Source organism: Methanomassiliicoccus sp. (assembly GCA_012719175.1).
In the GTDB taxonomy this organism is placed as follows: Archaea; Thermoplasmatota; Thermoplasmata; order Methanomassiliicoccales; family Methanomassiliicoccaceae; genus UBA6.
The window spans coordinates 111,736-134,724 of sequence record JAAYAX010000004.1; the positions used below are offsets into that span (position 1 = coordinate 111,736).

At 50.1% G+C, this 22,989-nt stretch carries 23 protein-coding genes, 1 tRNA gene and 1 pseudogene; 21 read left to right on the top strand and 4 right to left on the bottom strand.

What is annotated here, in order from left to right:
• Positions 1-108 precede the first annotated feature (108 nt).
• Both GXX95_00910 and GXX95_00915 read left to right on the top strand, forming a co-directional pair.
• The gene (locus tag GXX95_00910) at positions 109-927 is read left to right on the top strand and encodes a sensor histidine kinase (GenBank protein ID NLT36708.1); all 819 of its coding nucleotides are present in this window, start codon (positions 109-111) and stop codon (positions 925-927) included.
• The gene (locus tag GXX95_00915) at positions 893-1,210 is read left to right on the top strand and encodes a hypothetical protein (GenBank protein ID NLT36709.1); all 318 of its coding nucleotides are present in this window, start codon (positions 893-895) and stop codon (positions 1,208-1,210) included. Before GXX95_00910 ends, GXX95_00915 begins: the two co-directional genes overlap by 35 nt.
• Before the next feature lie 97 nt (positions 1,211-1,307).
• On the opposite strand, the gene GXX95_00920 is transcribed toward GXX95_00915, so the two are convergent.
• Positions 1,308-4,226: a class I SAM-dependent DNA methyltransferase gene (locus tag GXX95_00920; GenBank protein NLT36710.1), complete on the bottom strand. Its 2,919-nt coding sequence runs from the start codon at positions 4,224-4,226 to the stop codon at positions 1,308-1,310.
• 256 nt (positions 4,227-4,482) lie between these two features.
• Between GXX95_00920 and GXX95_00925 the strand changes: the two genes are divergently transcribed.
• From GXX95_00925 to GXX95_00975, 11 genes and pseudogenes are all read left to right on the top strand, one after another.
• On the top strand, positions 4,483-5,079 hold the full coding sequence (locus GXX95_00925; GenBank protein ID NLT36711.1) for a hypothetical protein: 597 nt from the start codon (positions 4,483-4,485) through the stop codon (positions 5,077-5,079).
• The gene (gene terL, locus GXX95_00930; protein NLT36712.1) at positions 5,048-6,415 is read left to right on the top strand and encodes a phage terminase large subunit; all 1,368 of its coding nucleotides are present in this window, start codon (positions 5,048-5,050) and stop codon (positions 6,413-6,415) included. The genes GXX95_00925 and terL overlap by 32 nt, the downstream gene beginning before the upstream one ends.
• A 47-nt stretch (positions 6,416-6,462) precedes the next feature.
• Positions 6,463-6,636, top strand: a complete 174-nt coding sequence (locus tag GXX95_00935) for a hypothetical protein (GenBank protein ID NLT36713.1) — start codon at positions 6,463-6,465, stop codon at positions 6,634-6,636.
• Positions 6,633-7,181, top strand: coding sequence for a hypothetical protein (locus GXX95_00940; protein ID NLT36714.1), 549 nt, complete (start codon positions 6,633-6,635; stop codon positions 7,179-7,181). Before GXX95_00935 ends, GXX95_00940 begins: the two co-directional genes overlap by 4 nt.
• Positions 7,172-7,402, top strand: coding sequence for a hypothetical protein (locus tag GXX95_00945; GenBank protein NLT36715.1), 231 nt, complete (start codon positions 7,172-7,174; stop codon positions 7,400-7,402). The genes GXX95_00940 and GXX95_00945 overlap by 10 nt, the downstream gene beginning before the upstream one ends.
• Positions 7,403-7,922: 520 nt before the next feature.
• A complete protein-coding gene (locus GXX95_00950; GenBank protein ID NLT36716.1) occupies positions 7,923-8,138 on the top strand; it encodes a hypothetical protein in 216 nt (71 codons plus the stop codon).
• Positions 8,139-8,598: 460 nt separating this feature from the next.
• On the top strand, positions 8,599-8,805 hold the full coding sequence (locus GXX95_00955) for a hypothetical protein (protein NLT36717.1): 207 nt from the start codon (positions 8,599-8,601) through the stop codon (positions 8,803-8,805).
• 454 nt (positions 8,806-9,259) lie between these two features.
• Positions 9,260-9,346: pseudogene (locus tag GXX95_00960) on the top strand (cell division protein SepF).
• Between the two features lie 1,769 nt (positions 9,347-11,115).
• Positions 11,116-12,078: a hypothetical protein gene (locus tag GXX95_00965; protein ID NLT36718.1), complete on the top strand. Its 963-nt coding sequence runs from the start codon at positions 11,116-11,118 to the stop codon at positions 12,076-12,078.
• Positions 12,079-12,320: 242 nt separating this feature from the next.
• Positions 12,321-12,959, top strand: coding sequence for a recombinase family protein (locus GXX95_00970; protein NLT36719.1), 639 nt, complete (start codon positions 12,321-12,323; stop codon positions 12,957-12,959).
• Between the two features lie 357 nt (positions 12,960-13,316).
• Entirely contained in the window at positions 13,317-13,517 is a 201-nt protein-coding gene (locus GXX95_00975) for a hypothetical protein (GenBank protein ID NLT36720.1), read from the top strand.
• A gap of 202 nt (positions 13,518-13,719) precedes the next feature.
• Here the strand turns inward: GXX95_00975 and GXX95_00980 are convergent, their stop codons facing one another.
• A complete protein-coding gene (locus GXX95_00980) occupies positions 13,720-14,490 on the bottom strand; it encodes a hypothetical protein (protein ID NLT36721.1) in 771 nt (256 codons plus the stop codon).
• Between the two features lie 148 nt (positions 14,491-14,638).
• On the opposite strand from GXX95_00980, the gene GXX95_00985 reads away from it, so the two are divergent.
• From GXX95_00985 to GXX95_01000, 4 genes are all read left to right on the top strand, one after another.
• Positions 14,639-14,902 carry a hypothetical protein gene (locus GXX95_00985; protein NLT36722.1) on the top strand — a complete coding sequence of 88 codons (264 nt, stop codon included), beginning with the start codon at positions 14,639-14,641 and terminating at the stop codon, positions 14,900-14,902.
• Between the two features lie 87 nt (positions 14,903-14,989).
• The gene (locus GXX95_00990) at positions 14,990-15,178 is read left to right on the top strand and encodes a hypothetical protein (protein ID NLT36723.1); all 189 of its coding nucleotides are present in this window, start codon (positions 14,990-14,992) and stop codon (positions 15,176-15,178) included.
• Positions 15,179-15,373: 195 nt separating this feature from the next.
• A complete protein-coding gene (locus GXX95_00995; GenBank protein NLT36724.1) occupies positions 15,374-17,590 on the top strand; it encodes a bifunctional DNA primase/polymerase in 2,217 nt (738 codons plus the stop codon).
• A gap of 184 nt (positions 17,591-17,774) precedes the next feature.
• A complete protein-coding gene (locus tag GXX95_01000) occupies positions 17,775-18,752 on the top strand; it encodes a site-specific integrase (protein NLT36725.1) in 978 nt (325 codons plus the stop codon).
• Here GXX95_01000 and GXX95_01005 read toward each other — a convergent pair.
• A tRNA-Ala gene (locus GXX95_01005) sits at positions 18,734-18,806 on the bottom strand. The genes GXX95_01000 and GXX95_01005 overlap by 19 nt on opposite strands.
• Before the next feature lie 509 nt (positions 18,807-19,315).
• Here GXX95_01005 and GXX95_01010 point away from each other — a divergent pair.
• Positions 19,316-19,618 (top strand): hypothetical protein, encoded by a 303-nt coding sequence (locus GXX95_01010; protein NLT36726.1) that lies wholly within the window; start codon positions 19,316-19,318, stop codon positions 19,616-19,618.
• Entirely contained in the window at positions 19,594-20,889 is a 1,296-nt protein-coding gene (locus GXX95_01015; protein NLT36727.1) for an amino acid permease, read from the top strand. The genes GXX95_01010 and GXX95_01015 overlap by 25 nt, the downstream gene beginning before the upstream one ends.
• A gap of 323 nt (positions 20,890-21,212) precedes the next feature.
• On the opposite strand, the gene GXX95_01020 is transcribed toward GXX95_01015, so the two are convergent.
• On the bottom strand, positions 21,213-21,593 hold the full coding sequence (locus GXX95_01020; GenBank protein ID NLT36728.1) for a DUF3795 domain-containing protein: 381 nt from the start codon (positions 21,591-21,593) through the stop codon (positions 21,213-21,215).
• A gap of 256 nt (positions 21,594-21,849) precedes the next feature.
• Between GXX95_01020 and GXX95_01025 the strand changes: the two genes are divergently transcribed.
• Complete coding sequence (locus GXX95_01025) at positions 21,850-22,437, top strand: thioredoxin family protein (GenBank protein NLT36729.1); 588 nt, start codon at positions 21,850-21,852, stop codon at positions 22,435-22,437.
• Between the two features lie 100 nt (positions 22,438-22,537).
• Positions 22,538-22,822, top strand: a complete 285-nt coding sequence (locus GXX95_01030; protein NLT36730.1) for a hypothetical protein — start codon at positions 22,538-22,540, stop codon at positions 22,820-22,822.
• Positions 22,823-22,989 lie beyond the last annotated feature (167 nt).

The following is a 22,989-nucleotide window of genomic DNA, read 5'->3' on the forward strand; positions in this document are numbered from 1 at the left end:
GTGTTATGAAAGCTGTGAGCGCTTGCCATTTAAGATGTTCATGGTATTTTTCGGGCTGTGTGTTTTAAAGCCAAATTATTAATTTTGTGTATTTCCTGCTATACTGCCGTGCCCGTTCCATCAGGCCTATTAGAAAGCTATTTGGGCTATGCCTATGTCCAGAGCAATTATTTTACATCGGGCGCTATAGACCTCAGTGGGATTAGTTGGATTTATCCTACAACACTACTGCCTTCAATTGGTTTGTTGGTAAATCATCCAGACGCTACCTATGTCCCACCTAGAGATCCAAACGTTGCGACATACATAGATACCATGTTGATGCGGGATTTTCACCATGTATCTAGTAGCGCTTCTTATGTCCCAATCGTCGCACTTCCAGAGAACGAGAAAGAACTTGATCCTGTCCTTCGTCGTTTATATGGATTAAATAAAGATGGCAAAGACTACGGTGGTCAAAATGCCTTTAAATACCTAGTTGGCGAGCTAGTAACGAACGTATATGAGCACTCTGGCTTTTCACATGCATTAGTGATGGCACAAAAATACCAAAGCAAGGGTTTTGTTGACATCAGTTTTTACGATGATGGTAGAACAATACCAGGTAGCTTAAGCGCAGCAGGCATGATTTTTAATAACGACGTTGAGTCTATCGTAGAGGCCGTTAACGGTCTTTCTTCGAAAGAAACCGAAGGACGGGGTTATGGGCTCCAAACCAATGTTCGAATTTGCACGGAAGGGCTGGGTGCAAAAATACTAATTGTTTCCAGAAACGGAGCTCTCTCATTTGAAAGCCCTGAACCGAAAGGATATATGCTTAGAGATGCATACAAACTACAAGGCACAAGCATAAATATAAGATTGCCATACCCGGCGCAGGAGGTCGACATCATTGAGTATATCGAAGGAGAAAGAGTTCGAGATTAGGGCTTATCTCTCCGAGGATTTAGCTACAAGGAACAGGGCAATCCAGTTCTTCGACATTATAGAATCGACCGACGCAGAGAACATTGTCGTTAACTTCGCAAACACTCTCTCGATATCTCGATCCTTTGCTGATGAATATGCGAAGAGGAAAAGGGCTTTTAAGGCTCCAATTAGGGAGATAAATGTTCCTACCAACATCCAAAAAATGTTTGATGTTGTTAACTCTCCAGCTAAGAAGAAACAGGTTGTCAACACAGAGAAGTTAAAAATTATGATGCTGTGAGCGGTGACCTTTTGAATATTTTTCATCGAATTAAATGACTCAGGGCATCCATTTGAAAAGGAAGTTAAAGGAAGGGTTGAGGTTTTACGGAATGTGATTAGGGTGAGGATGAAGGCATATGTACGCAATCGTCCGAAGTGAATCCCTCTTCCCCTTCACAGAATGTTGGAAGACCTGGGCCGAATATTTTTTTCCCCTCTTTTTCAAGGGCTCCACACTTTTGGTTCAGCTCGAACAGTAATTTTAATTCCTGGGTCTTTTTGTACGTTTTTGATTTAGGATATGTATATGCTTTTAACACCGCCTTATCTAGCCTCTCGTGAGCATCTCGGAGCGGATTGTTACCTGGCATTTCGAGAGTTCTATAGAGTTCCCTCAATGACCAATTATGCTCCAATCTTAATTCGTTTCTAATTTTTCGTAAATCTCTTCCCGCAACAGCTATTTCTTGAGCAATTGATACGCATCTAGAGAATGGTTCAGGAATTGAAGGATCGTGATACTCAATATCTATCCCCCATTGTGGCCATGGGTATGAGTCAAAGACTGTCTCTGTAGTATACCTAAACCTCTCAGTAAGGGTTGAGCATCTAGCTTTAAACCATGCCCAGTGAAACGAACTTTGGAGAATTCCATAAGAGTAGTCATCTTGAAGTGGAAATGCAATGAGAGCGGCATTAGGATGTATCTCCGATGAGACAAATTCGAAGATAGGGCGCTTTGTGACCTGCCCACATGCGACATAACGATCGATACTTGCGATTTTCTTCATGAGATCTCCCCTTCCCCTCCAGAGGAGCCACCACTTCTCTAAATGCAGCTGCCTAGCTTTCACCTTCCTTTTAGTGACTTTAAACTCCTCAGTCTCTTGTTGCGCGTTCTCAATCATTTTTGGTAATACACGCTCTTGAATAATTTTGAATGTTTTTGGGTATCGCATCACATCAGGCAAAGTCTCCCTAGGTTGAAAGTCAATAACATAGCGTTTAGGTAGGGAATCCTGATCGCCTATCAGCTCCTCCGCAATAAGAAATGGAAAGGTAATTTCTTTAGCCATGGGCTCTTCTGATACAAGAGTTTCTCGCTCCTCAGGTGTTAGCAGAAAACCTTCATGACCTTGTGTCTGGCCTTGATAACAAAATCTCGGTTCTAGGTTGGCTTTCAATACCAAGGCTTTTGTGACATCAAAATCCGCAGATAACGTTGGTGGAATGACATCCAACTCCCATTCTTCCCAAACCCCCTTTTTCTTTTCGCCTAATAATCGCCTTAACTTCTTTTTCCCGACAGAATCAGTTGGCGATTTTATCCAATTGACAATAGATACATGTACTGCTGCTGAGCCGCTCCAAGGCATGGTTGAAATTGCATCACAAATAACACCGCCATTAGATACAATATAATCTAATCCTCCAATCCTTGAGTATGTCTCACGGATAGTGTTGGTTCCTACAAGGCCAGCCCTACCATCAGCAGGCAGTAAATCATGAGCCTTCCTGAACCAGTAAACGCAATAATCAGCTCGCCCTGGCATTTCTGGAAAGACCTCATGGAGATGCTCGACATACTCTGGACTGTACTCATCCTGCATCTTATTTTTTGATTGATATGGTGGGTTTCCGATGATTGCATTAGCTAGTGGCCAAGGAATCAACAGTGCATCTTTCTGGATAAAATTGTCATCTAGATTATCGAACGGTAGCGGGTCTTCTACCTCGAATAGTCGATCGATTTTGGTGAACTTGTTGAACTCTTCGATTGTTATCTTCTTTGCCATGGCTAATGTGATCTTAGCAAGCTCGATACCGAGCGGATTTAGATCTATACCATAGAATTGGTTGCACTTTATTTTTGAATGTAAGCTATGAAGCGAGACTGAGTATTCAGTAACAATTTTTTTAAGAAGATGAATCTCCAGAGCTCGAAACTCACGATATGCGACATAAAGGAAGTTACCGCTCCCACATGCGGGATCAAGCACAATGAACTTGCCCATTTCGTCATGTATTTGATAAAGTTCTTTGAGTGTCTTCGCCCCTTCTATTCTTTCCCTCCAGGGTCGTAATATCGTTGGCTCAACTACACTCATGATCTCGGATAATAACGTGTAGTGAGCTCCTGTAACGTGCCTTTCCTCTTTTCCCAAACTATCTTCAAAGATGGTCCCGAAAATCGAGGGTTGCACTTTCGACCAGTCCGAAACAGAAGCTTCTTTCAAAATTTGCAGTTCGTCAGGGTTAAGTTCGATAGGATAAACGGTGGAGAATATGCCTCCGTTGAAATATTTAACACCCTTGTATTTGCCTCCTGAGGCTACTTCCTGGTTGTTCATCTGCTTAAATAAACCCTGAAATAAATCATAAGTTGATTGACCATTCAGACAATCCTCAATAAGGGATGTAAATAAGGTGCTATCTGGAAACATTCCAGAATCCTCTGCGAATAGACAGACAAGACATTGAAGAGAAAATCTCCTTGCTTTAACATGATCAATTTTTCGTTTAACTAGGCTGTTATATAGTTGGGCAATCTTATCGGCGGCCTCTTCGGTGACTTCAACGAGATTATTACCAAAAATGGGCTTAACCGGTTCTGGACAAAGAAATGCCAATGCTTTCCATCGTTCTTTCAGTTGTTTTAATGGAACTTTATCAAGGGGTTCCCTCTGAACGTTCCAATCATATATCCAGAATTCGTCAAAGTTACACAAAATAACATACTTGGGACGGTTCCCATATGTATTATCCCAATAGATCTTTGCCTGTTGAAAGTGGTCGGCAAGCTTCTCACCGCGCGCCTTCATCTCGAATAAGACGATATGGGGCCAGAGTAGATCACAAAATTTAGTCCTCATATCGACGACAATCTGTTTCTCCAGAGCTGCTCCAGCTTCAATTACTCCCTTATTACCATATGCGATAAATAATCGGTCGAGGAATAAATGAGCTTCACCCTTCTCATATCCACTCAGTCCAGAAGCATACTCAATAAATTCAACGACCTTCCCCTCTTCCATACAACCATAATTGATATTATACCGATAAAACTAGGCGCCCTGGTTCCTCGTTAATGAGATAGGTATGGAGAAGTCGTCAGATATTAAAAGAGTCGAAGAAAAGGACACAAAAGGGCTTTTTTACAACCAGCTTAGAAAGAAGATTCCTCCGCCGTAACGAGCTTTACCAGCTAGCTTCAAGTTCATCCTAAACTAGGGCTACTTTAGGATTGCTGGACCAAGATTCATTAGTACCATACGACATGATTACGACATCATGCCAGATGGGGATATTTGGAAGCGACTGGAGGACGAACCTCCGAGAGCATATCAGGCCTTCGAGCAGCACCTCAACCTCGGACCCGGGAGGTCAGTGGTGGAGCTCTCCAAGACCGATAAGGTGAACGTTTCCCTTCGACAGCTCCAGCGGTATTCGGTCGATTACTCTTGGAGCGAGAGAGCTCTCGCCTGGGATGATCACTGTTTTGAACTCTCCCGACAGGCCAGCGAGCGGGAATATGTGAAGATGTCCCAATATCACGCCGAGGCCTCGCGAGCTCTCATCAAAAAGGGCATGAAGCGACTTGAGCAATTGGATTCGGAGAAACTCACCCCGGCCGACGCTGGACGTTTTATCGTAGATGGCATCAAGGCCGAGAGACTGGCCCGAGGCCTAACCACGGAGAGCACGAGTACGAGCCTAAACGCCAACATGAAGGTAGAACATGACCGCTTCCTCACCATCCGAGCCCTCCAGGACCCTGGAGTATCAGCAACCATCGACCAGCTCCTCGAACAGCTCGCTAACCCTAGCCAGACTCTCCCCGGCCGGACTAGCGATAATGGCCAGCCGTGGGAAGTGGATTCCCGCTAAACATCTGAGGCTCCTGGACCACAAGCTCCGGGACGTGGCTACGGGATACTGCCCGAGGCTTATCATCACCATGCCTCCCCGTCATGGGAAGTCCATGCTCGTAAGCCAATACTTTCCGCCCTGGTTCCTGGGCACGTTCCCGGATAAGCGGGTCATGCTCGCCTCCTACGAGGCCGGATTCGCGAGCTCCTGGGGCCGGAAGGCCAGGGACATCATGGAGGCATACGGTCCAGCCGTGTGGGGGATCCAGGTCAGAGAGGATTCCAAGGCCTCCGACCGATGGGACCTCAAGGGACACCCAGGAGGCATGGTCACGGCCGGAGTGGGGGGACCTCTCACCGGGAAGGGAGCGGATGTCCTCATCATTGATGACCCCATCAAGAACGCGGAGGAGGCGAGCTCCAAGGTCATCCGGGAGAAGGCCTGGGAATGGTATCAATCGACCGCCTACACGAGGCTAGAACCGGGAGGAGCGGTCATCCTGATTCAAACGCGATGGCATAAGGACGACCTCGCCGGGAGGCTCCTGAGCCAGAAGGCCAGGGGAGGGGAGAAATGGGACGTGCTCAACCTTCCCGCCATCGCCCCGGAGGGAGACATCCTCGGCCGAGTTCCCGGAGCTCCGCTCTGGCCGGAGCGGTTCGACCTACCCCGCCTCCGAGCCATCAAGGACACCGTGGGGACCTATTTCTGGATGGCCATGTATCAACAATCACCGACCGAGCCAGGAGGGAATATCCTCAAGCGGGAATGGTTCACATACTACCGCGATGTCCCCGAGCTCCATTTCATCGTTCAATCCTGGGATTGTGCCTTCAAGTCCGGGAAGGCATCGGACTATTCGGCATGTACGACCTGGGGCCAGACGCCCGGAGGCTACTGCCTCCTGGACGTATGGCGAGGCCGAGTAGAATACCCGGACCTCATCCGTATGGCACGAGCTCAATACGACAAGCACCGCCCCCACGCGGTCATCATCGAGGACGCCGGGAGCGGCCAGTCGCTCCTCCAGGACCTTCGCCGGGAGTCGATCATTCCCGCTCTGCCCATCAAGGCGACCAAGGACAAGGAAACGAGGGTCAATGTCATATCCCCGCTCTTTGAGTCCGGCCGGGTCCACTTCCCCGAGAGACACGAGCTCCTGGCCGACCTCCAGGAAGAGCTCTTGAACTTCCCCAACGCAGAGCATGACGATATGGTCGATTCCATTTCCCAGGCTCTCGCCTACCTCAAGGACGGCGAGAGCGTGAGCTCGGGGTGTTCCGACGTGCTCCTATGCAATGATACCGGACTGGATGACCTCTTTGAGAACCGTCGCTGGAGGGAGATATTTTAGTCTGATTAGCGGAATAGTAATAACCTCTAGCAAATTTAACATGTATAATGAAGCGAATCCTCTTGTCCATCACGCTCCCCCCGAGCGTCCTTTCTAGGGTCGATAACGAGCGGGGACTAATTCCCCGGACCCGGTATATCGAGAGCCTAATCACCTATGCCATGAAAGAGAACGCCCCCATGCCCAAGGCCTCCACCGCCATACCGGGGGCGAGCTCGTGATAGGCCGGGAGGATATCGACTTCCTGGCTAAGAAGCTCGGATATGGGGACATGAACGCCCTCCAGGAAGAACGCAAGGCCGAGGCTCGAGCTCGTGCCGAGGCGAAGCGAGCGGAGGAGGAGCGAGCCCGTATGGAGGAGGCCAGACGCTATCAGGAGGCCATCGACCGGGAGATCGTTGAGGGATTCCCCCGGATGACCGTCACCATCAACGGCCAGAACGTCGAGCTCCAGGATATCAAGGACCTGGGGAAGATGACCTGCCCGGAGTGCGAGAAACCCCTATCTTATGCTCGGGACCTCATGCTCCAGGCCGTTCGCGGAGCTAACCTACACGGCGATGATTACCGCAATCTCCTTAACAAGCCGTTCGGCCACTACTTGACCACCATATCGGCCGATAACGACCGCCTCCCCCAGATACCCGAGGTTATCACCTTCCAGGGGAAGTGCCGTTGTCCCGAGTGTAAGGCATCCTTCCCCATTTACATTCGGGCCCTCTGCGTCCACGATGGCGAGCTCGTGCGGAGGCCCTCATGTCCGTAATCGAGTTCACCCCTGAGGAGGCCCGGACGGGCCGTTTCCGAGGCCCTGTGGCCATGCTCCACGGACCGACATCTTCCACCGAGAGGACATCGCCCCCAACGATCGACCTAAGCGATAAGGAGGTCCTGGAGCTCCTGAACGCTGGCCAGTGGGAGGAATACGTCGCACTAAAGAAACTAATCTTCGCCCTCATTAACGAAGCCAGGAGGATATCCATCTGACCATGACCGGGGAGTTGGGCAATCGTCCTTCTGGTTCATCTCCCCGGCCGTTCAAACCTCTATTTGATATCTCTGGACCATCATACGGTCCTGGGGGAGGTGGCGTCCATCGGACCCTGCCCCCACCATACTCTTGGACCGGGAGGCGATGCGGTCTGGGGGAGAGCACCTGGGGACTCCTCCCCCCAACAACTTTTACAACCAGTTCGGTTAAAAAGAATGATGAAGAACAGATCTCCGTGAGGGAGGGTCAGCGCCTTTCCTTAGATTCTTGCCGTTCCTTATCTTCTGCCATCATTGCAAGGACAGCCTTCTCGACCGCAAAAGACCGACTTGCGAAAGTACGGTCCTCCACCTTCCTATCGAGCCATTCTAAGACCTCTGGGGGTAGGGTCAAGGATATGGTTTCGCGCTTTCTCTTCATGCAATGCAAGATAGTGCACGACAGTTTAATATTCATCTATTGTGTAATGGTGTATTGCCATGTTATGCACGACATAACAATATGGAGGAAATGAACATGACACGACAAGACACCTCAATGGTGAGGAAAGCCCTGTTCCAGGAAGGCCTCGGAAAGGACCTGGACCGCACAACCAAAGAACTGTTGGACAGCGCCGAGCGCCTGTCTTGGACAAACGGCATGAGCATTGTTGCTATCGAACGCTGGCTAGACTATGTGGAAGCCGCTGTGAGGATACTGCGGGCTGCACGACTCAGTAACGGAGGGAGTTGAACATGGTGATACTAGCCATAAGGATCGAGGAACACGATTTGACCTTACTTAAAAACAAGGCAGAGGAGCTTCGCATACCTTTCACCGTCCTAGCCAGATCATTGATCGTGACCGCCTTGAATGAGAAAGAGTCCATTGGACCTTAAGCATCAAGGTTACGAGAACAAACCCGGGGCCGTGGTGTCACGCCGGCAAGCAGAAACACCCCGGACCGGGCGGCCAAACCCCTTCACGAAACCACAACGAGCGAGGTTAAGGCAAATGTATGTTAGAGACAAGTTGGAACATAAAGGTGTCGAGGACCCAAACGAGCCCCGCGGCACCATTGCTGTTGTAGCGCGAATGTACTTGAAGGACATGCCCGCCTTCGTCCAATCGGTTGAGGGAATCCCAGGGGCACGGCTAATATATCAGAGGACCAGCGCCGGTAAGTTGCGCATTGTGCCTGAGGAGTGAGCTCATGCATCAGGATGGGAGAGAACGCCGCCGGCGAGGCGTGATCTACGCGGTAGCCAATCGCTATAACGTCCTCATCGAATCCGAGCTCCTCGATGCCCTACTGGACCTATTCAGCGATCCAGTCGAGGCTGTGGGCGAGGCTGTCGGCAATATGCGGCCGGATGAGATCGTGCTCAACATCGACCACTTCATGGGGGCGAGCTCGTGACGTCTGATGAGACACTATTCTCTAAGGTGGAGGCCTACCTGGAGGAGGTGCCAGGAGCTGATCCCCGCTGCTGGGTAAATGTACTCCGTCCGGGTATGAAGAAGGCAGAAGAGATCAGCTATCGCGAGCTACTGGCCCGTCCGTCGGTCATCCCTGAGGACAAGATCATCAAGCAGGAGGCGAGCAAGCAGTACAGGGCGCTAATCAAGGAGTGGAGGCTCAAGGCCGTCGAAATCAAGCCGGTCGCCCCTACCTTCGAGATCAGGAGCGTACAATCGGACCGCTCTCCCCATGCCAAAGGCTTCGACCTCACGAAGCACATAACGATTTACTACATCCTTGACGGGAAGGAGCACCAGGACGTGCCGTCCTCACTGGACCGCATGATCAGGGAATCGCCCGAGAGGTTCCCTCCAGATGTGGCGGCGATCGCGCGGAAAGCCGTTCTCGACAAGGTGAAGAGCCTCCGGGAGCAATGCAAGCCCATAGAGACGGCCGCCAGCGTGTCCGAGGCCGAGGAGGTCCAGGACATCGCCCAGGCACCGGAGGACGTGCCAGCGGCCATGACAGAGGCCTCGGCGCCGGACATAGAGACGCCAGCCGAGCCGGTTCCAGGAGCAGAGGTGACAGAGCCGCAAGCTGTCTGTGAGGCAGAGAGCATCAACCGATTTCTGAAGATCTCCCGGGAGCAGGGAGAGGGGCCCGCGATCGCAGCCAAGCGGGCGGAGGAAGCCCCGCGAGTGGCATTACAAGAACAGAAGGCCGAGAAGGTTCGGGCAGAAGATGAGGAGCTTCTCCGGAACGGAGGATGGTGGGACGTGATCGATCAGGCGATTAATGAGTTCTTAGCAGGGGAGCCACAGCTGAGGAAAGCCCTCATTTACTCCGCCCTCTCCTCCAGCTTGGAAGATAATAAGTTCCATATGATGGCAATCGGGGACTCGCAGATAGGTAAATCCTACGCCATGAGGACGATCGGAACCAAACTCTTTCCCGACCGCTTCATGAGCGTCGCCAGCATGAGCGGCAAGGCACCGTTCTATGCTGCGAAGGATGCCGGCAATCCTCAACTGTTCAAGGGGAAGGTGCTGTTCGTCGATGAGTTCGCGGATCAATCAGAGGCGACACAGGACTTCGTGAAGGCGGGGATGTCTCCCGGTGTGAAGAAGCTCACCAACATGACCCTTGATGAGCATAGGAAGTCAAGCGTCCAGGACCTTGATGGGCTCCCGGTCTTTTGGTTAACCGCGGCGGAGGTCCTGGAGGATGCCGAGGGGCAGATCATGAACCGGCCATTCGTCGTGAATCCTGACGAATCGCGGGACCAGACTGAGAACGTCCTCAAATTCCAGCGGGAAGCTGCCTCCGTTAAGCTCATTGAGTTCATCGAGTCAAAGATCCCCCAGGCCCAACGGCTACTGGAGCGCGTCCTGGAAGAGAAGAACCTCATCGTCTACAATCTATTCGTCGATCATGTCAAGATCGGAGGGAAGGATGCAAAGGCCAGGAACACTCTCCCGATGTTCTTCAACCTGGTGGCCGCTGTTGCCTATGCTCACAGATTCGCCCGGCCGGTGATCGAGCTCCCTGATGGTCGTAAGCTTTTATTCGCCAACTATCAGGACAACGTCGAGGCGGCGGAGCTTTGGGGATGGGCGAGCGGTCCCAAGTCCACTGGGCTACCGGCGCGGCATATCGAACTGCTGAAGATCCTCCCAGTCTTCGCCGGGTCCATCACCGGCGGGCTGCTGCTCGATGACATTGTGGAGATCTACACCTCCAAGACCGGACGGAAAGTAAGCCATAAGACCGTCCTTAACTACCTCTCCGACCTGTCGAGCAAGGACAAGGCGACCTATTACGAGACCGAGGATGAACATGGTAAAAAGCTTCATTTATGGTATTCGACAGGCTCATCCCACACCTTCCCAATGGCTTCCCAACTGCTAATTGGGATGGAATCCAAGGAGGGAAATAAATTACTGGATGAAGCGCTAAAATCGTTAATAACTGCCTCATCCCAACTTCCCAACGAAATTAGAAAAAGAATAGATGGATTGAGAGAAGAGCTCCTCGGGCAAAAAAACGGCTTCTAGGGTAGGTACGATGAAAACTCCTTTACCTCCTAGCCGGCTACCGTCCTCCGAGGCTAAACCTCATGCAAAACGCAAGAGGCGCCTCAGCTGCACGGCCGCGGAGGTTGAAGCGTTGAGATTAGGACGCTATCCTTTCGCCGCTGCGATTCGGTATTATCTTGAGCGGAGATATGGGACGGTAGCCGAATCTACGTTCAAGGAGGAGGAGCGGAAATTGAGGTATATTGCCGGGATATTTGAACAGCTCAAGGTCGAGGCAGACCAACGGGACGCCGAGACCGCAGGCAAGGCTAGGGGCTTCGAGAACCTCAGGCCGTTCACTACCGATCCCCGGCACATCGGACGGAGGGAAATCCAGGACTTCATGGCATGGATGAGGAAGCAAGGCCTAGACCCCAACACCCAAGCGAAATATCTGGCCCACATGAGGTCTTTCCTTAAGATCTTCAAGAACCACACTATTGCCGATATGGACGCGGACGGGGTCCGGTTCCCCAAGGGAAACAAGAAGCCGATCAGGGTCCTGAGCACCGAGGACCTCCAAGCCATATTCACCACCCTGGATGATATGCTGGGTTGGAGAGGATCAGTGGCGCGGGGGATGATCGCTCTCTCCTTCGCAACAGGCACTCGACCAAAGGAGTTCCGGCTCTCTCACCTGGAGGACCTCGATCTAAAGAAGATGACGTTCTTCGTCCGCCACCCCAAGGGCGAGGGCTCTTGGGCATCGGCAACGGAGATCGACATCATCCGAGAAGATATGGTCCCCTTCCTGGAGCGCTACCTCCGGGAGAGAACTGCCTATCTCAAGGAGCATGGCATCTCCAAGGCGGTGCCCATGTTCCCTAACCTCTATCGGGGGCTGGATGAGTTCTACTCGGCAAACGCCTTCTACATCATCAAGCACGATGTCGAGCTCGCCTCGGGCGTGGACTTCAAGTTGAAGGACTTCCGCTCGACGCTGACCTCGATCACCGTGAACAGTGACATGAGCCTCCTCCCCGCCATGTCCGCGCAGCTGAGGCATAAGACGATTGGCCAAACCCAAAAATCATACTACCGCATGGAACAGGGGGCGGCCGGCAAGCAGTTAAGGAATGCCTGGAAGAACGGTCCTGCAATAGTTCCCCAAAAAGGGGTTATTGACTCGAAATACGAACCATCTGGATATAATTAGAGTGGACAGAGCGGGATTTTAAACCGAAAAACTGTCTGGATAGAGTCTGATTTGTACCATGGCCAGTACAAAGAACAAACTCGAAGGAACGCTGCTATTGATCGGGGGAAACTTCTTTGAACAAACCTCTTCCCTTTCTTTTTCTTAACTTTTTTAACTTTTTTAACTTTTTTACGAAGAGGATAGGATACTGGCTCATTGAAAAATGGAGTTGTGTTTCAGGTTAAAAGGAGGTTAATTTGGTGAAAGTTGCTCTATACGCGAGGGTTTCCACAGAGGACCAAGACACCGACGTTCAAAAGTTCAGACTTGAAGAGTATGCCAGGCTCCAGGGGTGGGAGGTCTTCGGGTATTTCAAGGATGAGGCATCCGGAGCTGACGATTCCCGGCCGGGACTGGACCTTATGCTTGAAGCAGCAGGGATATCGAAGGACGGCAAATCTTCCAGGCCCAGGTATGACGCGATCGTCATAACAAAGCTAGACCGCATAATGAGATCTCTCGTTTCCTTGGAGCTGCTAATCTCGAAACTCGATAAACAAAAGGTATCATTGATAGTCATGGACCAGGGGATAGACACAGGGGCAGATGGCAACGACGAGACAAAGAAGCTGATCCGGCGCATCCTAGGGGCCGTTGCGGAGTGGGAACGGCAGATGATCCGGACTAGGGTCAAGGAAGGCATGGAGAAGGCCCGGAAACACGGCACAAGGAGTGGGGAGCCTATCGGACGGCCGAGAGCTCGCGTTCCCCCCGAGGCCCTTACTGCCGTCCGATCGGGTAGGCCCTTGAGGGAAGTAGCAACCGAGTATCACCTTTCACTTGCTACTCTGCAAAGGCGTTCCAAAAAGGACGGGTCCCTTTCTTTAAATAAGAACTAGCCCAAACCACCTTGTTTCACAACCTTTAGGTTATGAGACACACACAGGGCAATAAGCCCGGTAATACATACTCATTATTTTTTTAGGTGCTTCGCACAACTTTAAGTCCGATGCTCTTTGGCTTGCTCCTGTTCTGCCTGCATCATCCGTCTTATCGTTACCTCTATTCCGTGGGAACGGTGGGCGAAGGTCCGGTCCTTGACCTTACTATCCAACCATGCGAGGACCTCTGGGGGGAGGGTGATCGTTACCTGTTCCCTCTGTCGTGTCATATATGACATAACCTTATACCAACATATATATTTTAGTAATGTTATATAGTCTCTTGTAAGGTGATACCTTACGAAGGTCGATTAAATGAGTGAAAATCGGGTCGGTATGGATGCCAGGAGCATCGAATATGTGCTAGGAGTGGAGGACTGCGCCGGGATGGTCTACGATATGCTTGAGGAAGGCAAGAACCAGGAAGAGCTCAAGAGGGTCCTTCATAAGCTAATGGTGGTCGCAGGGAACGTCAGGAGCCAGCGGTTCATGGAGGATAACGGCCTACTTCAATAATCCTTCTTTAATGCCGGAGTGTTCCGGCGACCCCCCATCCCTCCTTTCTTAATGTTCCTTCTTAACAAATAAATGTAATAGCTTTATTTTGTGTGTGGTAAGCTTTACATTCATATCAGACTACTTTCATATTGTCCTTCGGACAACTATCGAAGTAAGAACCTCTGGCCTCGCAACATTAGCCAGGCAATGATAATATGTCTCAGATCCCTTTTGTCTTGTCTTGCTTCTCCTTCTTCCTTTGTTTAGAATCCTTAGATGCTGAATCCAGTTCTTCGATGACCTTCATAAAATACCACTTCCATTCCGGGAGACTAGGGTATATGATAACATATAATTCGTTGTTAGTAAACTCGGGATTTAGGTATAAGCGATCCTCCTTTTCATTCACTCCTTCAATATCTGCCCCGGCGATCTTGACTGGTATTCCTCCAGTACCTCTGAGGTCCTTCCATCCGAAGAGCCCCTTCCAAAGTGGAGGGTTTTCCTTCTCGAAAAAATGCCAGGGTAAGGTTAGGGAATAGCCTAGACTTTCCAGATACGCTATATGACCTATCACTGGGCGTATTTCATTGCATATTTTCCGTATCTTCCTTTTATTCTTCCAGGCGTCGTCCTTCTCAATGGCTTCAACGATTTCCTTTGCCTGATCAATAACCATCGAGACGAGAACCCCCTTTGAGACCGGGAGAGTCGCTTCCTCTTTTGAAAGATCTATCTCCTGTGTGTTCGGAGGTAATAAAAGTTCATCAGTAGGTATGAATTGAGTCGGACCCTTTCCCTTTCCGTGATGGGGTTTAGGTGTTAAATTCCCATCCTTAACAAGATCGGCCCTATGTTTTTGATGAGAACTCAAAGAGATACCTTGCTTATGAAGGATCTTTTGGGCTTCATCCTCTGTTTTACCCCCACTATATGCCTTCTTTACCGTTTCCCGGGTCTTATCCTTTTTTGCAATCGTTGCAGAATTCATCCAGCACTTCCTTTTTTTACATTATTGCAACCGGAAATTGCAACGGTCATTGCAAGAGCCAGTTGGCATTATTTTTATTTATTATTGCAACCGTAATTGCGACGAAAGTATATATTTTTCTTCATTCTTCGCTCAATGTGGTAAAATCATGAAGAAACATTACAACATGACCCTAGACGAAGAGGTAGTGAGAAAAGCCAAGGCCCTTGCCGGACCTATCCCCTTCTCTCACTACCTTGAATCTCTAATGGTAAGGGAGATCTCCCTTAACGAGAAAAGAAGGACCGAACAGAACACCAGGAAGGAAGTCCCTCCCCAGGTCCCTGCTCCTGCAGATCAGTCCAAGCCGACCCGGAAGCGGCTTAGAAAATGGTATGATGGTATGCCTTTCTTGAGAGGGGGAGCGAAATGAGAGCGCTAGCCTCAACTCAAAACAGACGAAAAAAGAGGAAAACATCCGGGATATTTGTGTGAAATATAGGTAAAAAGGAGGTGAAAAATGAACGACTGGAATATTGTAAGCAAGGAAAATATAAACACCAATAGAAAGAGCAGGGCGATCGTCCTGCGCTGCTCCGATGCGACGTATAACGACCTTATGCAGCTCATCAAGACCCTGCCCGATTGCTACATCGTCTTCTCGAAGTCTAGCAACCTGAGGTTAGTCGTTTGTGAGGAGGGCTGGTAGCAATGCCTTGCGAGTACTATCCCGGCATTACCGTATTCAGAGCGGACAAGGACGTTTTCGATGCCTTGAAAGGATTGCTCCAATTCCGAACTAATACCGTCCAGGTTGAGAAATATACTCTCCGTAGTATCTCGGAGCTTGACTACTACCGAATAATGAAGATCGTGGATCGTCTTTGTCCTAGGAAGTGGTAGTGTGGCCATTTCCATACCTGACAGGCTCCGAGAGCCGTCATTCCGTTTTGTTCTGGTCAAAGCGAAAGACAAAAGCCCCATTGAAAAGGACTGGCAGAAAAATGCGAACTATCCATGCGAGGACCCCAAATTATCGAGACACCTGGGCAAGGACGGCAACTATGGAGTGCTCTGCGGTATCAATGGTCTGGCCGTTATTGACGCTGATTCCCCGGAAGTAGCAGCAGCCGTTGAAGAGTCCCTACCTCAGACCTTTACGGTCCAGACGGGAAGGGGAGGGCGCCATTTCTACTATCGCTGTGCAGATCTGCCGGGTCCCCTCCGCCTAGCACGTCCTGGGGACGCCAAAGGGACGATAGGGGACGTTCAATCCACCGGGAAACAGGTCATTGGTCCAGGTAGCATCCATCCGAACGGGAACGCCTACACGGTCCTAAAGGACCTGCCCCTCGCCTCGATTAAGGCCGAGCAGATCAGGACGGCTCTCAGCGACTTCCTGCCCCCTCCGGAGACAGACACGCTCGAAGATATGAAGAGAGAGCTGCCGAACAGGTCCAGGGACGTTGAACTGGACTCCCTGAAGGTCCAGGACGTTATCTCTATGGGTGGCCTCAAGGGGCTGGGCGGTAAGTTCCGTGGTTCCTGTCCCTGGCATGGCAGCAATACAGGCCATAACTTCGAGGTTGATATTTCTAAGAACGCCTGGTATTGCTTCCGGCACGGGACGGGAGGGGGACCCCTTCACGCCATCGCCGTACAGGAGAAGGTTCTGGATTGCGGTGATTGCGTCCCAGGAGCCTTGAGGGGAGAGAAGTTCAAGAGAGCCCTGGAGATCGCCCAGGATAAGCATGGACTCTGCCGGAAAGAAGCCATGTCGTCAGGACGCCTTGGGCGGAAGGGAAGCAAGGGTATTGAAAAAACGGCACCGATCGGCATACCATACGATTTGGAGCACGCCGAGATTTACAAAGAGGATGGTAAGCTTGGAGCGGCATTAATTAAGGACGGTATCGAGATTGAATTTCATACCGTCAAGGAATGGCAGGAAATCGATGATAAAATTGTGAAATACCTGCATTACAAATTTTTGAGCATGGATGAACTTCCTTGGAATTTACCAGAAAAGCCGGAGATCAACGAGGATTCGTCCCTTCTTACAGACATCATGAGATGTAATGATGAATATATAGAATTCCCAGACGATATCACTCCTGCCAGCCTTGCGATCTGGCAAATCTCGACAGCTTTTGTTCCGTTCATCCCTAGGTCTCCGCTGCTATCACTTTTTGGACCTCCCATATCGGGTAAAGGGCAAATTCTGGACCAAATATATCTGATAGGGTATCGTGGTTTCAAGATGTCCAGACCGACACCGGCCGTCCTATATCGGGGAAGCCATTGGAACAAGACTACCTGGGCAATGGACGAACTTCAAGATTTAGGCCAGGAAGATTGGAACTCTTGCATGAACATCTTGAAATGTACCTACGACGGTACGCCAATTCCTCGATGTAACTGGACCAATACTGGCCTGGATATTTTCCGCCTAAGACCTTTCATGGCGGTTTCTTACAAGGATCAGGTCCCCCCTAATGATGTAATGAGCAGGTCCATTAGCATCACAATGCCCAGGGGAGCAGGAAATAAGATATTGGTCGATGAAACAGAGGAACATATCCAGCTTAGAAGCAGGCTGTTAGCTCTGAGACTACGCCTATTCACACGTCCAGATTTAGTGAAGGAGTATAGAGATAAGGCGACAGAAACCCTCAATCTTGACGAAGTCGGCTTGAAAAATCGACCTAAAGATATTGCTAATTCTCTTTTGTTCGCAGGAAGTATGTTTAATCAAACCGAGGAAATAATAGAACTTATCAAACAGAGCACCGAGAAAGAAATCGAGCAGAGCAAAGATACCTTTGAAGCCTTTGTTTATTATGGATTGGACGAACTCTGGAAAGATTTTCACAAGGATAAGATTTATACTACCTTTGTCCGGGAACGGGTCGCTCAAACCCTGTTTGACCTGGGAGACCTGAAAGATAAGGCAGATCTGACCACACGGAGAGTTAATAAGGCCCTATACATCCTTGGATATAAACTTCCGAGGGGAGGGCAACACATCCCCTATATTGACAAGCTAGATAGGACTAATATAAAAGCGCATGAAGTGAATGGCCGCCGCTATCCTCCACTAATGGATGAGAATAAGAGATGAATCTTAACCTTTTAACCTCCCCTTACCTTTTTTTAACCTCGATATTTTGGCCTATCCAGATACGGGCCGACGTTAAGAAAGTTAAGAAGGTTAAGTTTTTTGAAAGGGGTGAGTGGGAGAGCGAATACAACGGACAAATTGTTTCTTTTCGGAATGCTATAGGGCATCTTGGAGGGACCTGATAATGGCAAGACCTCGATGGTCCCTCGATCAAGAAGTAGCAGAATATCTTCGAGAATTGGAGGACGGCGGAAGGAGCCCTATGACAATTCAAGACTACCGTTGGGCATTGAATCACCTATTCAATGGTCTTGAAGATGCAAAGATGACCCTTAACCCTCGAAAGGTAGGGAAGAAGGAAATCGAGTATCTTAGGGATGACTACCTTACCCAATGCAACAGGACGAGATCAAACCTTATCAAAATCCTTTTAGGCTTTTTGAGGTGGGCGGGGAATACCCAGATAGCTAAACTCCGATTCAGTTTCGGAGACACTTCCCCTAGGAATATCCGATGGCTCACCGATGATGAAGCAACCACCGTTAGGTTGAACGCTGTGGGATTGGAAAGGATAGTCACGCATTGCGAGCTGGACCTAGGCTTGAGAAGGTGTGAGGTCCTAAGGCTCAAGGTGAATGACTTCAAGGATGGCCGACAACCGGCCATCTTCATCCACGGTAAGGGCCGAGACGGTGGGAAGTTCAGACAGATAAGCTGGCATCCAGAAACAGCCTCGTTCTTAGATGAATATCTGGATATGAGAAACATGGAAATCAAGAAGGCTAGAAAGAAAGATCCTTCGGTCAAGATTCCCAATATGTTGCTCATCTACGAACGGGGAGGGAAGCTGAACGCTTACCAGAAAACCGCCGTGGACAATCTATTGAAGGATCTTGGTCAAAGAATTGGTTTCGAGTTCTCGAACCATGATCTCAGACGCACCTGTGGGCGTATGATGTACCGTGCGGGCGTGACCCTAGAAGAGATCGCACGTATCTTTGGACACGCCGACACTAGGACAACTGCGCACTATATCGGTCTAGACCTTGAGGATATGGACCACGCAATGGCGAAATATGCCAGCTATCAAAAATCCTTTGTTGTACCGCAAATGGTACAAAATGAGCTTAGCCAGGAAAAAAGTGGACAGAGCGGGATTTGAACCCGCGGCCTCGACATTGCGAATGTCGCGATCTTCCAGCTGATCTATCTGCCCGTGATAGACCCAGGTAACGAAAGGATGGATATAATCCTTTTTCTTCCTCGATGGCGATGGATATTATTGCCAGATGTCTCAGCTCCATTTTATCTCATCCTTTCCTCTAAGGCAGAACTAAATCTCTGAGAGCGCGAAGTATTTCCATCAGGGGAATGTCGCGAGCAGGTGGATAAGATGGTCGCGGATATTCGTGAACTCCTCTGTGATTGTCCGATAAAAAAGAAGTCCATATCGTTGATGAGAAAGTCAGTGGAGTTTCTAGTATCATTACTTTAATGAACAGCTGAGCAAACAGGATACCTTCTGCTGAGTTGAAAAAAATTTTTTGGCTACTTAAACCATGTAACCATTTAGGATCGCTCTTCAAAGGAGTCAAACGACAGAACCAGACCTCAAAATTTTTATGCGACAGTCACACGGATCTAACCCTTCATCGTTTTTCAATGTTTTTTGTGCGAGCGTACTAATATTGGCTCCTCTCAAAAACCACCGAGGCTAGTGTTGTGATGGCCATCCATGAACACGCGATAGAAAGCTGGAAAATGTCATTTGAGGAGGATCTAAAAAATTGGCTGGCCTTGAATGCGATGACACAGAACAGCATTCCCTTGGTCCCCCCCAACCGAACAGATGTCGATAATGTCAATTTCGTTATCAGCACCCAGAACGACACCGACAAAGCCACGAACCAGGAAAGATCTGGAATGTGCTGGCTTATCTTGATCGACGCAGATGCATCCTACCGATACAATCTTAGGATACTAAATGTCGGAGATGGCCATACATGGAAAAGCTGCAACGCTCCTTAGGCTTCTGGGGAGCAACGACCATCGGGATAGGGGCGATCATTGGTACGGGCATATTCGTCCTCGTTGGTGTGGCCTCTGGTATAGCTGGTCCGGCCGTCATAATATCGTTTATCATCGCAGGTGCAGTCGCCCTTCTTTCCGGCCTCTCTACAGCAGAGCTGTCCTCTTTCATACATGAGGCAGGTGGAAGTTACATCTATACGACCAAGGCCTTCGGCAAATTTCCAGGATTTATCGTGGGTTGGATGAAATCCTTTGACTATATCGTGGGAGCGAGCGCGGTCAGTGTGGGGTTCGCCGCCTATTTTACCTACTTTGTAGGGATTCCAACGAGCACCGCTAACCTGGTTGTCATCGGAACCATATGGCCCATCGTCCTGATGACATTGAACCTCAAGGGCATAAAGGAAGCATCGTGGGTCAACAGCCTCCTAGTCGTCCTCAAGATCATAGCATTGCTGATATTCATCACCACATGCGCTGTGGCCATACTCTCCAGCGGTGATTATTCAAATTATCAGCCATTCGTCCCCGAAGGCTTCTCAGGCATAATGTCCGGAGCTGCCATCATCTTTTTCGCCTTCATCGGATTCAACACCATCGCCGTCATGGCCGAAGAGATCAAGGAACCCGAAAGGAACGTTCCGCGGGCCATTCTGTTCTCATTTGCCATATGTACAGCCATCTACATCGGCGTGGCCATAGTGGCCGTAGGGGTTGTGAACTGGCAGCTCCTCGGCACATCCAGCGCGCCTTTGGAATATGCCTTAAGAACGGTCACCGATAATGTCTTCATCCTTCAGTATGTGGCGATTTCTGCCCTGTTCGCAACGACCTCGGTCATTATGTCTTCCATTATGGGCGCGTCCCGGGCCTTGTTCGCCATGGCCCGCCAGGACGTAATACCAAGCAGGCTTGCGAAGATATCGAAACAGAATGTTCCGGCATTGACGGTCTTACTATGCGGGATCATCATCAGCGGGATCGTTCTGTTATCAAACGGCGACCTTGAGCTACTGGCATCGATCTTCAATTTCGGTACACTACTAACATTTTTCTTCATCAATCTGAGCTTGATAAAGCTTAGAAAGACCATGCCTGATGTACCGCGAAAGTTCAAGGTTCCCCTGTATCCCTACACGCCAGTGTTTGCCATGATAAGCTGTATCGGTATTGCATTCTACCTGAAGCCATCAGCTGTCGTCACTGCCATTTTCTTCCTGATGATAGGAATCGGAGTTTACATCTTGAATAAAAAAGTGAAAGCCTGAGATGGAGAATTTCCGAAGGACTTCCACCAGCTCAGCGGCAAATCCTATGTGTATGCGTCTCTGGTCACTGCAAGTACTCCCGGGGGCTCTTGCCATGAGCGTTCGCATCGTCCACGCCCAGTGGGTCGGGGGGAGAGCATCGAAGAAGGTAGCATGGAACATTTGCCCGGCTAGAGGCACAACGGTTCAGGGCATAACTCGCCGACATGATCGAGGTGATGGATGACCCACCGGTCGGGTGAGTGGCTCGGCCGCTGGGTGGACCTCCTCAAGAAGATGGCAGTAAGTCAGGCTGGTCCTGGCAAAAGTGATTTCCCTTGAGTTCAGGGACCTTTTGCCAGCTCCTTCTTCAAGATCACCGCGTGATCGCCCAGGAATTCAAATTTCCCGCATCCCTGTAAGTCACCGCACTGACCGCAGGAGGAGAGCCCTTTCTCCCTGGAGCAAAGTCGTATGGGGCAGTTCGGATCGCCACCCCCATTAAGGCAGCCCGAGCATCTCATCATGTTACTGACCCATACGAGGTTTTCATCGAGCAGCTTGAAGTTCACATCGCTACCTCCCGGCAGCATATGGGCCCAGCTGGGCACATCGTACCTCTTGAGGTATCCCTTCAGGTTGATCGCTGCCTCGGCCACACAGCCCTTGCCCATCTCGCAATCGCCGCACCGTATCCCGCACGGGGCCACCTGGTCCTTGACCACAGCATAATCATCAGGAAGCATATAGGGAGAATTGTGCCGGTGAGCAGTTATAGATGTTGTTCGACCTCAGCCCTCGGGCATCTTGTTCTTTTCAACAGGTGAAAATGTTCGCATCATAAGGAACGCTCTTGTCTGGTTGTCCCCGCCTTCAATGCCAACATATTCATAAGCGAGGAGCTGAAATGGGAAGGGGATAAGCTCGATCCCGTCCAGTTCATGATCGATCAGCCAACGAAAAGTTTCATGGAGAGATAAGATGACCTCACCTGACCAGCCGCACGCTCTCGCCATCGATGATAGGGCTCCGTCGTTCCAAGGGTTGCTGGGAGTCGACGGAAAGATGTATTCAATGTCCTCGTTCGATGATAGGAAGGTCCTGGTGATCATCTTCATGGCTAACCGCTGCACCACCAACCTGGCCTACACCGAACGGATCGAGGCGATACAGAGCGATTACAGGGACCAAGGAGTGCAGATAGTGGCCATAAACTCCGATAACGCGGACCTGCTGCCCACTGAGAGCTACCAGGAGATGATCAGGGTCGCCCATGAGCGAGGTTACTCCTTCCCGTACCTGAAGGACGAGGACCAGACGGTCGCAAAAGACTACGGCGCCATATTGACCCTCCATGCCTTCCTGCTCGACCAGGATAGGAAGCTCAGATATCGTGGCAGGATCGACGATTCGCCCAGGCTGGCCTTCATAACGACCAGCGACCTCAGGAACGCGCTGGACGACGTGCTGGATGGAAGAACGGTCAGGGTCGCGGAGACCAGCCCGTTCGGTTGCGCCATAGATGTGTTCGTGTCGTGCCCCTCATGCGGGAGCCGTTTCGAACTTTGATACTAACGGGCTTCTATCGTTCCACGTTATGAGCTGTTGGGCATAAGATCTGTCCTTAAATGGGTAAGGATATCTAGACCTTCCTCCCATAGGTGAGTTCATGGGCATCGTGTATGCGGTCTTCAATCATACCAAGAAGGAGTATGTTCATCCCGAGGGGCTGCCGGTAGACCGTAGCGATCCGGTAAGCTACCCTTACTCAGCGTTCATCACCAACCTGCTGGTGAACAGTTGGAGGCACGACCATGTGGTCATGTTCGATGACTCCGGCGACATCCAGTGCGACTGGGAGCTATCAAAGAGGTACAAGGATCGCAGCAAGGAGCTATGGAACGAGTTCGTCACTCTGTATGGCGGCTTGCTTCCAGATATAGCACCATTGTGATGCTTTGAGGCATGGTCGCTTGGTCTTGATATAGGTCGATCCTCCAGGAGTCCATGATCAGGAAACTGGCCAAGTGCCTGGACATAAAAGGGAACCATGCTTCTGGCTCGAAGGAATTAACTTGATATGCTTGGGGACGTGGGCAGTGCACCTCAATGGATCGCCGC